This is a genomic window from Moraxella sp. FZLJ2109 (genome assembly GCF_024296965.1).
In the GTDB taxonomy this organism is placed as follows: domain Bacteria; phylum Pseudomonadota; class Gammaproteobacteria; order Pseudomonadales; family Moraxellaceae; genus Moraxella.
This window is the reverse complement of record NZ_CP101112.1, coordinates 409593-423201: the sequence shown is the minus strand read 5'-3', so window position 1 is coordinate 423201 and position 13609 is coordinate 409593. Positions and strand designations below refer to the sequence as shown.

The window sequence follows — 13609 nt, the reverse complement described above, 5'->3', positions numbered from 1 at the left end:
AGTGGTAAGGTTTTATGTATAAAAGGTGTATGCAATGCGCTCGTATGCATCTGTTTATTTTTTATACCATTGAAAATCTGCCGTAGGGTGCGGCTTTCACACCATTTTGGCAAAGACGACTGATTTTGATAATAAATTTGGCAAAAATTCCTTGATGATTTGACACATTAGCTATCTGAAAGGTGCGCTCAGCACACCCTACATTCATTGTATTTTTTAAATACTATTTTCAATAATACAATGAATTGTAGTGATGCATTGCATGTGCTTTTTTGGATTTGTTTAATTTTACCAAAAATCAACCATGCTTTAGCTGACGCGGGCGAAAACCTGTCGCAAGCAGTACCACACCATACACCGCTGCACCTGCTGCACAAATACCGAGCAGAATGGCGATTTTTAACCATTGACCACCATCGATCGGATAATAAGGCAAAATCACATACAAGGCTGCGACCATCGCCGCGCTTGCAATGCCAAACTGCGTGAACAGCTTTTTCCAGTGCGTACCAAAGCGATAAATGCCGCGCTTATGCAAAATAAAGTACAAAAGACCTGCATTGACAAAGCTTGCCGCTGTCGTCGCCAATGCCAATCCGCCATGCAGCGGCAAATCAAATAAATAAAACAATCCGATGAACAGCACGCTAAAAATCATATTGGCAAAAACTGAGGCAATGCCGACTTTTACAGGGGTTTTGGTGTCTTGACCTGCAAAAAATGCAGGCGCAAAAATCTTAATCAGCATAAAGCTTAAAATGCCACCTGCCAATGCCTTGAGCGCGATACCACTCATCAAGGCGTCTTGGTGGCTGAACTCACCGCGGACAAACAGCGCATCCATCAGCACATCCGACAGCACAAACATCGCAAGTGCAGCAGGCAGACCAATCAAGATGATCAAACGCGCTGCCCAGTCCAGTGTCTTTTTAAAGCTGTCATCATCCGCCTTAGCGCGGCTGGATGATAAGCTTGGCAAAATCACCGTACCGATCGCTACGCCGATCAGTCCCAGTGGCAGCTCGCTTAGGCGTTCGGCAGCGTACATCCATGATACCGAACCTGCGATCATTAGTGATGCAAAGACGGTAGATAGTAGCAAATTAATCTGAGTAACAGACACGCCAAAAATCGCAGGCAACATCAGCTTAAGAATGCGCACGACGCCTTCGTCTTTAAAATCAATACTTGGCGCGACCAGTAGTTTTTGTTTCCACAGCTGCGGTAGTTGGATGAGTAATTGTAATAAGCCCGATACCGCCACCGCATAGCCGAGCGCCATGATCGGTGTATCCATCATCGGCGCAATGATCAGCGCGCCGACGATCATGCAGACATTGAGCAAGACAGGCGCAAAGGCAGGCGCAGCAAATTTACCATAGCTGTTGAGCACACTGCCATAAAACGCAGTCATCGAGATCAGTAGCAGATAAGGAAAGGTCAAACGAAGTAGCTCAGCTGCGGTAGCGAACTTCTCACCATCACCGTGAAACCCAGGGGCAAATAGGGTGATGACTTGTGGCGCAAGCAAAATCACCACCACCGTCAGCACAAGCAAAATCGATGTCAGCGCGCCCGATGCGCGACTGATTAGTAGCTGCACTTCATGAAAGGTGCGCTTTTCTTTATATTCGGTCAAAACAGGAACGAAGGCTTGGCTGAACGCACCTTCGGCAAACAGGCGGCGCAAAAAATTGGGAATCTTAAAGGCGACCAAAAACGCATCCATCAGACCGCCTGCGCCAAACACGCTCATCAGCACCATGTCGCGCACCAATCCCAAAATGCGTGAAAGCATGGTCGATGCACTGACAATCATGGTCGAGCGAAAAAGCCGAGATTTTGCCATAAGTTTACTTCATTGCCAAAAATGCTGTATTTTACTGTGTTTTTGAGAAATTTGTCATAAAAATCGAGCAAAACCGCGCTTTATTGTAAGCAGATTTATCAAAATCACGCCCAAGCGTGCAGATTTACTGATTTTCGCTTGAATCTGCCAATAAATTCGCCACCATCGCGCGCAGTTTTTGCCAGTCAAAATGTACACCAGGATCGGTTTTGCGAATTGGAGCGATGTCACTATGTCCCATCAAATGCCGACGCGTGGCAGGATATGCATCATAAATGGCGGCAATAATCTGCGCCAACACTTGATATTGCACGCCTTCATAGCGTGTGTCATCACTGCCTTCAAGCTCAATGCCGATGGTAAAATCATTACAATTATCACGCCCAAGATAGTGCGATTTGCCCGCGTGCCAAGCTCTGTCATTGAAATTGACAAACTGCGTCACCGTGCCGTCGCGCTCGATGAACAAATGCGCTGAGACTTGCATTGTGTGAATGGTCTGAAAATAAGGGTGGTCATCGGCATTGAGCTGGTTTTGGAAAAATGCCTTGACATGATGCACGCCATCGGCATTAACTTGCCCAAAAGTAGATGGCGGCAGGCTGATGTTATGAATGACAATGCCTGCAACAATGCCTGTACTGTCTGTCGGACGCGCATTAAAATTCGGCGATGGCAGCCATGTCGCCCCATGCAATAAGCCATCTTCGATAAAAAATTGTGAACTCATATCTGTAGCCACTTCATTATAAAATTCATCACGCATTTATCTTTATTTTAGCACAATTTTAAGATGATTTAGTTTGGTAAATGTATAAATCACTGTGTTACAATGCACTTACCGATAATAACTGTTTGATGATAACTGTAGGTAGTGCACATGGCGAAATTTTCTTTTGTGGTAAAGCAAGCAGCGATGGCGACCATCTGTGTGGCGATCTGTCATGGCGCGATGGCAAATTCTACCGCGCACAGCATTACTGATGGCACGCAGCTTAAATTGACGCAGCTAAAACCTGCCTTTGATTTAAGTGATGCGCAGATAAATGAAATCGCCGATTCGGTGGCATGGCGTCGCTTGTTATTATTCCCTGATCGCTTGGATAAAGCAGGCAGCCGTATTGATCATCCGAATTTTTTCTTGGCAAAAAATGGACATAACGATGCGCGCGCTGAGCTTATCGCGACGATCAATGCGCTGGCTGAGATGGATAATGACGCGATCTGCCGCTTTCCTGCGCGGATGCATTTTTTGGCAACTAGGCTTAAAAAACTGGGTATCGATGTGCCATTGGATTTACAAAAATGCCAAGAATTTCAAGCCTTTGCAGACAGTCTGGATGCCAAGCGTCTGTCACTGATTTTCGCCGAAGAACATCCCAATGCGCTGGCATCTGCCTTTGCTCATGTGCTACTGCGCGCAGATGATGGGCGTGATGACGATGCGCGCGCGATGGTGATCAATTATACAGTTGTGCCAGATGCTGATGATGGTACGCTGACGGCGACAGTCAAGTCGATCGCAGGGCGTTATGCAGGTGTGATGGAGATTTTGCCATTTGCCAAGAAACAAGCCGACTATCTACAAAAAGACGAACGCGATCTGTGGCAATATGCGCTGAATCTGTCCGAAGATGAAGTAGCGCAAATCGTGCGGCATATTTGGGAAGTCAAGGATATGGCGCGTCCGTATTTTTTCACCCATGATAATTGCGCGACCGAAATCGTCCGCTTGATCGATGTGGTGCGCCCACAGATGGCACTGCAAAAGCGCGTTGGCAACATCGTCATTCCTGCACGCATCGCGGCGATTTTAGACGAGCAAGGTGTGGTCTCATCGACCAAATTTATCCCATCAGTATCAACCATTCGTCAAGCTTATCTTAATAATGGTGATGAGTTTGATATCAGTACAATCACTCCAAGCCGCAATAATCCAGCGGATGCAACGCCAGTGCATCGCATCGGCATTGGTGTAGGATTGGATGATAAATGGGCAAAAAAGGCAACCTATGGCATCTCGTTCAATGGTGCGTATCAAGACCTGTTGGATAATCCTGTGGGTGTGCGACCGCTTTTAGATTTGCAGTTGTTATCTGTCGATACCATCGTCAATGATGAGAAGGTACAGCTTAAAGACTTGACCATTTTCTCAACGCGCAGCCTAAACCCTGCCAACACTGCCAAAAATAATGCCACTGATCCAAAAGGTGTGGGCAAGGCTTGGGGGCAGCGACTGCGATTTACCCAAGTCACGGACGCATCCGATACCAGCAATCAAGACCATCTGGTGCTGGATGTCGGAATGCAAAAAGGCAAATCATGGAACATGGGGCAGGCGCGTGCTGGGAGCGGTGAGATCGCTGATACCACTTGCTATGCGCTCATCGATGGTGGTGTACAAGTGGGTAGGGTTAATCAAGGCTATCGCATCGGTGCAGGGCCTGTGGCAGGCTGTGTGCATTATGCCACCGATCATCTGCGTGGCATGATCGAGGTCGCAGCGCCGTATTATTATCATCATGACAGTGCTAATGGCGTGCGATCAGGCTATTTTCAGCCATCGCTGAGCGTCGGTGTACAGGCGGATATCGGACGCACTCATGCGGTGCGTGCTGTGACCAAAACCGAGCGCAATCATCACGACACCAACACACAAGCGATGGTATCATTATTAACATATTTTTAACTATTGGAATGGAAAATGAGCGCAGAATATCTGATCATCGGGCAGGGTGGTGTTGGCAAGCCTCTAGCAGAGCAGTTGGCGGCGGGCTTTGCGGTCAGTGCAGTTGCGACGACACCCAAGGCTTATGCTGCGCCTGTGCGATTTATCCAAAAACGCGCACAAGATCTAAAGATCAGTGATGTGATGGGTGTGACGCACATTGCAATCATTGTCACGCCAACAAAGGTAGGCAAGCAAGCGACAGCCCAAGAGTATCAAGACAGCTATTGGTCAGTCTGTGATAGCATTGCTAAGCTGTACCAAGCGCATCCAGTGCAGATGGCGGCACTTCACCAAGTGCTGTTCGTATCATCGACGGCAGTGTATGGCGAAAATGCAGGCGAGTGGATCAATGAGATGACGCAGGCAAATCCTGCCAGTGCGACTGCTGTGGTGCTGCGCCAAGCTGAACAGGTGCTGATCGACACATTTGGCGATAAGGCCGTCATCGTACGCGCCAGTGGTATTTATCATATCAATAGCACGCGTCTGATCACCCAAGCCAAAACCGCACACGAAACAAGCGTACCAAGCCATCATTATACCAATCGCATCATGGATCAGGATTTGGTGGCGGCGCTTGCGCAGATTTTACAATCAGACAGGCCTAAGCCCGTGTATCTGGCGACAGACTTTTTGCCTGTGACCAGTTTTGAAGTGCTGTCATTTATCGCAGATCAGATGGGCTATCCACCGCCCAAGTGTCTAGATGGTGCGCCAACAGGCAAGCGTATCATTAGCAATCTGCCAAGGTCGTGGCTGTCTTTTGCCGATTATCGCCAAGGCTATCAAGCGGTGATGGATCAGCTACAAGAATAAATACACATCACGCATTCTCCATGAAAATCACGCGCCCAATCGATGGCAATCAAAAATCGGCATCGTTTGGCGGATTTTGGCTTGCTTGGCGGGGTCAAAGTCTGCATACACCACAAGATAACCGTGCTCATCGACATCGGTGCTGCCCGTATCGGCGATAACTTGTCCGTGTGCATTGATGATCAGTGAATGTCCCCAAGTCTCGCGCGTGCTCGTGCCGATGTGGTGCGTGCCGCCTTGTGCTGAGCCGATCACCATGCATTGGCTGTCAAGGGCGCGCGCTTGTAGCAGCATTTGCCAGTGTGCCTGCCCTGTCAAAAAGGTGAACGCCGCAGGCACGGTGATGATGTCCGCGCCCATTTGTCGCAGTCGTTGGGCGAGTGCAGGAAAGCGCACATCAAAGCAAATCATCATACCGATGCCGACCGCCACGCCATCGATCATACAGTCCGCGACCACAAGCCGATCGCCTGCTTCAAAGGTTTTACCTTCATCATAGCTACCTGTGGCATCATCGACGGTTGCGCGAAACAGATGGATTTTATCGTAGCGCGCCTTCACAGAGCCTGTATCATCGATTAATAGGCTGACCTGCCGTACCTTGTCATGCGCAACCATTTGACCATTAGGACGCGTCGGACAAGGCAAAGTGCCTGCCAAGATATGCACGCTGCATTCTTTGGCAAGTGCTTGATAAAACTCACAAATTTTATCAAATCGCGCTGCCAAATCTTTTTGGCGACCCATCACGCAGGCATTTTCAGGCAGGACGATCAAGCGCGCGCCATGTGCTGCGGCGTCACGCACGGCAGATGCGATGATGGCAAGGTTGGCATCGATGTCGGTTTGGCTGTTTAGCTGAATGCTGGCGATTTTTAGGGTGTTCATGGCGTGTTAATTTGCGATAAGAATTTAAAATAGGTAGTGGCGAAAATTTGGGCGGTGAAACTGTGGCGAAAGCAACAAAAAACTTGCGTTGGGCAATCAAAACTGCTTGCAAAGTCATATAAACTGTGCGATAGTAAAGCCGATACCCGATGATGATTGCTTTTTACTAACAGGCTTGCGATTGTCATTGGGTATTTTTTATCAGCCGCCGCCGACCGCTTGCACCACTTCGATGCTCATGCCATCTGCTAGGGTGGTTGTGCCTAGGCGAGATTTTGGGACGAGCTGACCGTCGATCTCAACGGCAAAGCGTCCTTGGGTTAGGCTATACTCTTCTAATAAAGCAAGTACAGTGTCGGCGCTGCTGTTTTGTGCTTGTCCATTTAAAGTGATGTTTTTCATCGCAGTCATCCCATTTATTTTTTAAAAATTTTTAATGATTAAACTGATTATCAAATCGTATTTTTGTAAGGCTTAGCCGTGCTAAATGCCAAAATCAGCCAGCCGATGATAAATAGCATACCGCCAATTGGTGTGATCGCTCCAAGCCATTTGGGTGCGCCAAGTGCCATCGCGTACAGACTGCCGCTAAAGATGATGATGCCAAGCTGTAGGCAGATGGCGGATTTGGTCGCGCGATGATTGCAGACAGTGTGCAACACGCCAATGGCAAGTAGTCCTAAGGCATGGACAAATAAATATAATGTCGCTGTTTGCCAAATCTCGATGGCATAGGGCGTGGCGATCTTCTTAAGACCATGTGCACCAAACGCCCCAAGACCGACGCCGATGGCAAGGTTAATCGCTGCTATTTTTAGCCAGTTCATCAAAGATTTCAGTCCCAAGTAGATGGTGGTTTAAATCCAATTTGGATTGATAAAATTTTAAAAGGGGCTGTAGTAGATTAGCACTTATGCTATACTACAAACATGAAGATAACTCGTTGTAAATTAAGTAAAAAAGTTCAAATAAAACTGCTTGAATTTTTTGTTGCACAAGTTACTGCTAGAACAGCAAGTGATTTGCTTGGCATTCAGCACAATTCAGCAGCTTTATTTTACCGCAAAATCAGACTTGTGATAGAATATAATCTCAACCTTGAAGCTCACACTTTGTTTGATGGTGAAGTAGAGCTTGATGAAAGCTACTTCGGTGGCATTCGCAAAGGTAAGCGAGGTCGTGGCGCTGGTGGTAAAACAGCTGTATTTGGTCTTTTGAAGCGTAATGGCAAGGTTTATACTGTTGTGGTAAAAGATACCAAGCAAAGCACCTTAATGCCTATCATCTCAAGCAAAATCAAGCCAGATAGCATCGTTTACACAGATAGTTACAGAAGCTATAATGCTCTTGATGTGAGTGAGTTTAAACACTTTCGCATCAATCATTCCAAAGAGTTTGTCAAAGACCACAACCACATCAACGGCATTGAAAATTTCTGGTCTCAAGCTAAACGAGTACTTAGAAAATACAATGGCATTGACAAGAAAAACTTCCATCTTTTTATCAAAGAATGTGAGTTTAGATTTAACTACAGTACACCATCTAATCAGCTTAAAATATTGAGAAAATGGTGTGGGATTTAGACCTTATCTACTACAGCCCCTTTTAAAAAATTGCCTTAGGCTTATAAGGAGAAAAACCAACTTTTTAGTCATTATCAATAATCATACGATCTAAGGTAATGGCTTCTTTGATTTTATCCATGGCGTTTTTCTCAATTTGGCGTACGCGCTCGGCTGAGATATTGTACACCGCGGCAAGCTCATGCAGGGTGGATTTTTGGTCAGCAAGCCATCTTTGGGTGATGATGTCTCGTGAGCGATCATCTAGGCTATCCATCGCATCTTTTAGGGCGTTGGTGGTGTTTTCTTCCCAGTCGGCTTCTTCGACCATATCAGCAGGGTCGGCAGCATCTTCTAAGAATAACTGCGGTGCATAACGCCCGTCTTCATCATCCGAATCTTGTGCTTCAAAAGAAGCATCGTAGCTGGTTAGCCGTGATTCCATCTCAAGCACTTGTTTGACAGTGACATTCAGATCATTGGCGATGGCTTCAGCTTCTTCGAGTGTCAGCTGATTGCTGGATTTTTTAAGACTTCTTAAATTAAAAAACAGCTTGCGATGCGCTTTTGTCGTGGCGACTTTGACGATACGCCAGTTTTTGATGACAAATTCATGAATCTCTGCTTTGATCCAATGCACCGCAAAACTGACCAGTCGCACGCCTTTATTGGGGTCAAATCGCTTGACGGCTTTCATCAGACCAAGGTTGCCTTCTTGGATGAGATCGGCTTGAGATAGTCCATAGCCTGAGTAGCTGCGTGCGATATGAATCACAAAGCGTAGATGGCTCATCACCAGTAGGCGTGCGGCTTCGACATCACCATCATTATAGTAACGCTGGGCAAGCTCTTGTTCTTGTTCGGGGGTGAGAATCGGAATCTGATGTACAGTATTGATATAGGCACCGAGATTAACACCAGGCGCAGCAAGGTGAGTCGGCATTGCAGGCACGAGTTCTTTGGTTGGGATGTTGTGCTTGTCGGTGTCGCCGTGGTCGATGATTTGTGGGCGTTTTTTGATGACTTGGGTGTCTGATGCATCCAGCTCATCAATATCGTCAATCAATGTCTCATCAAAATCATCCAGCTCACTGATGAGATCATCATCAAGCACATCTTCATAATCGGCATAATCATCATCGTAGCCGTCGTCATAATGCTCATAGTTATGACCATCATAATCATCGTGATAGTCATCGTGTCGGTTTTTTGGTGCCATGTTTTTTTTCACAAAATATCGTTATTCATTGCTTTGTATTGTACGGCAAATTGGCGGTCGTGGCTAGTGCTAGATGCGACTGTTTTATAAATTTTACAATCAGCAAAGCTTGTAGTAATTTTTAGGTGTTCAATATAGTCTATTAATTTTTTATGATAATAAAATGATAAATGATCGATGAGCCCTGCTCACTTTGCCATGCATGGACGGTATGGCCATTTTTTTGGCAAAACGCCACCAAGTCGTGCTGAGAATTTTTGTCCGTAGCAATCAGATACAGTGCCTTGCCATCGGCGACTGAGCGTAGGCTAAGCTTGGCTTTGAGTAGTGGCATTGGGCAGGGTAGATGGCGTGCATCAAAAAAATGACTCACCATCGCCATATCAAGACCATGCGTGGCAACAGCTTGTGTAAGTGCTTGCTCAAGTAGCGACTGTTCGGCGGTATCGACGCTGTCAAATAGGGTGTGCGACATGAATAAAATTACCAAATTACCAACAAAATTGCTCAAGATATGGGGTTGATGACAGTTTTTACAAGTAAAAAATCCGCCCATTTCTGAGCGGATTTGGATGATTGGGATGATTACACCTGTGCGTGTAAGCACGCCACTTGATGATCCTCATTACCAGCAAGGCTTGGCTTGGTCTGAGCACAAGCGTCGGTGGCTTTTGGGCAGCGAGTGCGGAACACACAGCCTGATGGTGGATTGATTGGACTTGGTAGATCGCCTTCAAGTAGCTGTACTGATTTGCTCCGTTCAAGATCTGGATCAGGCAAAGGTACAGCTGACATCAGTGCTTGGGTGTATGGATGAGTTGGTTTGTCATAGACAGCGACATCAGTGCCGACTTCGACAGCGTTGCCCAGATACATCACTAGCACACGATCTGAGATATGCTTGACGACAGATAGGTCATGAGCGATGAAAATCAGTGCCAAACCCATCTCTTCTTGGACTTCTTGAAGTAGGTTGATCACCTGTGCTTGAATCGAGACATCCAGTGCTGACACTGGTTCATCACAGATGATTAGCTTTGGGCGTAGGATCAAAGCTCGAGCGATGCCGATACGCTGACACTGACCGCCTGAGAACTCATGCGGATAGCGGTTGATGACATTGGGCAATAGACCGACTTTTTTCATGATCTCACGCACGCGCTTGCCGATTTCTTCATTACCAAGCTCAGGGTGATAAGTGCGTAGCGGCTCTGCGATGATATCACCGACGGTCATACGGGGGTTCAATGATGCCAACGGATCTTGGAAAATCATCTGAATTTCTTGGCGTTTTTTCTTCCAGTCTTTTTTAGATAAGCCTACAAGCTCTTCACCATCAAATAGGATGCTGCCTGATTTGGCTTTGACCAAGCCGATAATGGTGCGAGCCAATGTCGATTTGCCACAGCCTGACTCACCAACGACACCCAAGGTTTCACCGGCTTTTAGATCAAATGACACGCCATTGACGGCTTTGAGAGTTGCTGGTTTTTGCCAAAAGAACGCACCTTTTTGATGGATATCAAAATGCGTTTGTACATCGCGAACTTGTAATAGTGGGGTACTCATGCATTATTCTCCTACAGGTAGATTTGGGTGCTTCCAGTGGCAGGCGCGCTGACGCTCATTCGGCAAGAATTGTAGCTCAGGCGGTGTGCTGTGGCAGATATCCATGGCGTATTGGCAACGCTCAACGAATGGGCAGCCGACTGGTAGGTTCAGTAGGTTTGGTGGGTTACCAGGAATGGTGGTAAGACGTGCGTTGTCATTGTCTAGGCGTGGCACAGCACCAAGCAGACCGATGGTGTATGGGTGCGTCGGATTATAAAAAATCTCTTCGGTCTTACCATATGCCATCGTACGACCAGCATACATCACTAGGATACGATCACAAGTGCCTGCCACGACGCCCAAGTCATGAGTAATCATGATAATGGTGGTGTCAAAGTCGCGCTTTAGGTCGTTTAGTAGTGCCATGATTTGTGCTTGTACGGTGACATCGAGTGCGGTGGTCGGTTCATCAGCAATCAGTAGCTTTGGACGGCATAGTAGCGCCATCGCAATCATCACACGCTGACGCATACCGCCCGAGAACTCATGCGGATACATACCGATACGCTTACGAGCTTCGGGGATTTTGACCGCATCAAGCATACGGATGGATTCTTCCCAAGCTTCGGCCTTGCTCATGCCCTTATGCAGTACCAAGACTTCAGACAGCTGATCGCCCACTTTCATAAATGGGTTTAGGCTGGTCATCGGATCTTGGAAAATGATGGCGATCTCATTAGCACGAATTTTGTTCAGTTCATGCTCTGGCATTCCGACCAGTTCTTGGTCACGGAATTTGATTGAGCCTTCGGTGCGACCATTTTTGGCAAGCAATCCTAGAATCGAAAAGGCGGTTTGGGATTTACCTGAGCCTGATTCACCGACGATGCCAAGCGTTTCACCTTGATTGAGTTTGAAATTGAGTCCATTGACGGCAGTGACCAAGCCGTCTTCGGTGGCAAATTTGACTTTTAGGTCTGATACTTCTAATAAAGCCATGTTGTTCTCCTAAGGTATGACAATCGCCATACCTTGTTAATATCCTTAAATCTGTGTCATCTGTTAGCGGTCTTTTGGATCAAGTGCATCGCGCAGACCGTCACCAATGAAGTTAAAGCAGAACAGGGTGATGGTCAAGAAAACAGATGGTACAAGCAGTTGCCATGGTGAGACTTGCATGGTCTGTGAACCTTCTTGTAGTAGTGCACCCCAGCTGGTCATCGGCTCTTGGACACCCAGACCTAGAAAGCTTAGGAATGATTCGAACATAATCATATTTGGGACAAGTAGCGATGCATAGACCACAACCACACCCAAGACATTCGGTACGATATGGCGAGTCACGATTTTCCAGCCCGAAACACCGCCGACATGAGCCGCTTCGATGAACTCTTTGTTTTTTAGGCTCAAGGTTTGACCACGCACGATACGAGCAATATCAAGCCAAGATACCAGACCGATGGCAACAAAGATAAAGATGATGTTACGACCAAATAAAGTCACAAGCAAAATCACGAAGAACATGAACGGGAATGCGTTCAAGACTTCAACAAAACGCATCATCAGCATATCCACTTTACCACCGACATAGCCTGAGATTGCGCCATAGATAGTACCAAATAGTACCGCGACGAATGCCCCAGCGATACCGACCATGAGTGAGATGCGACCACCGACAGCAGTACGCACCAACAGGTCACGGCCAAGGTTATCCGTACCAAAATAGTGCTTGGTCTCCATCGATGGTGCTGATGCCATATTTGCCCAGTCAGTATCGGCATAGCCAAATGGCGCAACCATCGGCACAAAAACCACAAAAGCGGTAATCAGTAGCAGAATAAATCCACTGACCAAAGCGGCTTTGTTATGAGAAAAGCGACGCCAAGCATCTTGCCATAGACTGCGTCCTTTGATTTCTTTGACTTGAGTAGGTGCTTGCGTGGCACTTGCAGTGTTAGACATAAACAATCCTTTAAAAAATATCGTAATCGAACGCTTAGTATTTGATTTTTGGGTCGATGACAGCGTATAGAATATCAACGATGGCGTTGAATACGATGGTCAAGACACCAACCAAAATGGTTAAGCTAAGCACCAAACTATAGTCACGGTTCAATGCACCATTAACAAATAGCTGACCAATCCCTGGCAGACCAAAGATGGTTTCGATGATGATGGAGCCTGTGATGATGCCGACAAATGCAGGGCCAAGATATGAGATGACAGGTAGTGATGCAGGGCGTAGGGCGTGCTTGATGACGATGTGTCTCAGTGGCAGACCTTTGGCGCGAGCCGTACGGATAAACTGAGAATTCATCGTCTCAATCATCGAGCCACGAGTGATACGAGCGATACTTGCGATATAGCTTAGGGACAAAGCAGTGACAGGTAGTACTAGGTTCATAAACGCACCGTCGTTCCAACCACCTGCTGGGAACCATTTGAGCGTTACTGCAAAAATCAGCACCATCAGCGGCGCTTTGACAAAGCTTGGGATTGCCACACCGGCCATTGCCAGCGTCATCAGACTGTAGTCAAATACGCTGTTTTGCTTGAGTGCTGCGATGACACCCATAGTAACACCGATAATGACTGCAATCACAAATGCATAGATACCAAGCTCAATCGAGACTGGCAGAGCATCAGACAGCAGTCCATTAATGGTATGGTCTTTGTATTTAAAAGATGGGCCAAAATCACCGTGTAGAAGTTGTTTTAGGTAATTTAGGTATTGTAGCCAAAGTGGGTCATTGAGATTGTATTTGGCTTCGATATTGGCAAGGACGGCAGGTGGCAAGTTACGCTCACCAGTAAAAGGACTGCCTGGTGCTAAGCGCATCATAAAAAAAGAAATGGTAATCAAAAATAGCAGCGTTGGAATGGCTTCTAGCGTGCGTCGAATGATGAGTTTGAACATAAAAATCCTTTGTTTGCCACGCTGGTTTTGGTGGATCAACCAAGCAATCCTAAGGCTTATCTAAGGCTTGGACTTA

Annotated in this window: 14 protein-coding genes; 3 read left to right on the top strand and 11 right to left on the bottom strand. The window is 46.8% G+C overall.

Features of this window, described 5'->3' with window-relative positions:
• Nucleotides 1–298 precede the first annotated feature (298 nt).
• Both murJ and ampD read right to left on the bottom strand, forming a co-directional pair.
• Nucleotides 299–1849: a murein biosynthesis integral membrane protein MurJ gene (gene murJ, locus NKU06_RS01965; protein ID WP_254731945.1), complete on the bottom strand. Its 1551-nt coding sequence runs from the start codon at nucleotides 1847–1849 to the stop codon at nucleotides 299–301.
• 124 nt (nucleotides 1850–1973) lie between these two features.
• The gene (ampD, locus tag NKU06_RS01960; RefSeq protein WP_254731943.1) at nucleotides 1974–2579 is read right to left on the bottom strand and encodes a 1,6-anhydro-N-acetylmuramyl-L-alanine amidase AmpD; all 606 of its coding nucleotides are present in this window, start codon (nucleotides 2577–2579) and stop codon (nucleotides 1974–1976) included.
• A 150-nt stretch (nucleotides 2580–2729) separates the two neighbouring features.
• Between ampD and NKU06_RS01955 the strand changes: the two genes are divergently transcribed.
• Together NKU06_RS01955 and NKU06_RS01950 are read left to right on the top strand one after the other, a co-directional pair.
• Complete coding sequence (locus tag NKU06_RS01955) at nucleotides 2730–4538, top strand: DUF4105 domain-containing protein (RefSeq protein ID WP_254731941.1); 1809 nt, start codon at nucleotides 2730–2732, stop codon at nucleotides 4536–4538.
• A 15-nt stretch (nucleotides 4539–4553) separates the two neighbouring features.
• Complete coding sequence (locus NKU06_RS01950) at nucleotides 4554–5396, top strand: nucleoside-diphosphate sugar epimerase (protein WP_254731939.1); 843 nt, start codon at nucleotides 4554–4556, stop codon at nucleotides 5394–5396.
• 27 nt (nucleotides 5397–5423) lie between these two features.
• On the opposite strand, the gene NKU06_RS01945 is transcribed toward NKU06_RS01950, so the two are convergent.
• The 3 genes from NKU06_RS01945 to NKU06_RS01935 form a co-directional block, all read right to left on the bottom strand.
• The gene (locus tag NKU06_RS01945) at nucleotides 5424–6284 is read right to left on the bottom strand and encodes a carbon-nitrogen hydrolase family protein (protein WP_254731937.1); all 861 of its coding nucleotides are present in this window, start codon (nucleotides 6282–6284) and stop codon (nucleotides 5424–5426) included.
• 201 nt (nucleotides 6285–6485) lie between these two features.
• Nucleotides 6486–6686, bottom strand: coding sequence for a sulfur carrier protein ThiS (gene thiS, locus NKU06_RS01940; protein ID WP_254731935.1), 201 nt, complete (start codon nucleotides 6684–6686; stop codon nucleotides 6486–6488).
• A gap of 50 nt (nucleotides 6687–6736) precedes the next feature.
• Nucleotides 6737–7111, bottom strand: coding sequence for a DUF423 domain-containing protein (locus NKU06_RS01935; protein WP_253224122.1), 375 nt, complete (start codon nucleotides 7109–7111; stop codon nucleotides 6737–6739).
• Nucleotides 7112–7213: 102 nt separating this feature from the next.
• Here NKU06_RS01935 and NKU06_RS01930 point away from each other — a divergent pair, with 102 nt between their 5' ends.
• On the top strand, nucleotides 7214–7867 hold the full coding sequence (locus NKU06_RS01930; protein ID WP_254728721.1) for an IS1595 family transposase: 654 nt from the start codon (nucleotides 7214–7216) through the stop codon (nucleotides 7865–7867).
• A gap of 64 nt (nucleotides 7868–7931) precedes the next feature.
• On the opposite strand, the gene rpoH is transcribed toward NKU06_RS01930, so the two are convergent.
• The 6 genes from rpoH to oppB form a co-directional block, all read right to left on the bottom strand.
• On the bottom strand, nucleotides 7932–8789 hold the full coding sequence (gene rpoH, locus NKU06_RS01925; protein ID WP_254732108.1) for an RNA polymerase sigma factor RpoH: 858 nt from the start codon (nucleotides 8787–8789) through the stop codon (nucleotides 7932–7934).
• A 418-nt stretch (nucleotides 8790–9207) separates the two neighbouring features.
• Nucleotides 9208–9540 carry a sulfurtransferase TusA family protein gene (locus NKU06_RS01920; RefSeq protein WP_254731933.1) on the bottom strand — a complete coding sequence of 111 codons (333 nt, stop codon included), beginning with the start codon at nucleotides 9538–9540 and terminating at the stop codon, nucleotides 9208–9210.
• 110 nt (nucleotides 9541–9650) lie between these two features.
• Nucleotides 9651–10634 carry a murein tripeptide/oligopeptide ABC transporter ATP binding protein OppF gene (gene oppF / locus NKU06_RS01915; RefSeq protein ID WP_254731931.1) on the bottom strand — a complete coding sequence of 328 codons (984 nt, stop codon included), beginning with the start codon at nucleotides 10632–10634 and terminating at the stop codon, nucleotides 9651–9653.
• A 3-nt stretch (nucleotides 10635–10637) separates the two neighbouring features.
• Complete coding sequence (gene oppD, locus NKU06_RS01910; protein WP_254731929.1) at nucleotides 10638–11615, bottom strand: oligopeptide ABC transporter ATP-binding protein OppD; 978 nt, start codon at nucleotides 11613–11615, stop codon at nucleotides 10638–10640.
• 63 nt (nucleotides 11616–11678) lie between these two features.
• Nucleotides 11679–12578: an oligopeptide ABC transporter permease OppC gene (gene oppC, locus NKU06_RS01905; protein WP_254731927.1), complete on the bottom strand. Its 900-nt coding sequence runs from the start codon at nucleotides 12576–12578 to the stop codon at nucleotides 11679–11681.
• A gap of 34 nt (nucleotides 12579–12612) precedes the next feature.
• Nucleotides 12613–13533, bottom strand: a complete 921-nt coding sequence (oppB, locus tag NKU06_RS01900) for an oligopeptide ABC transporter permease OppB (RefSeq protein WP_254731925.1) — start codon at nucleotides 13531–13533, stop codon at nucleotides 12613–12615.
• Between the last annotated feature and the right edge of the window lie 76 nt (nucleotides 13534–13609).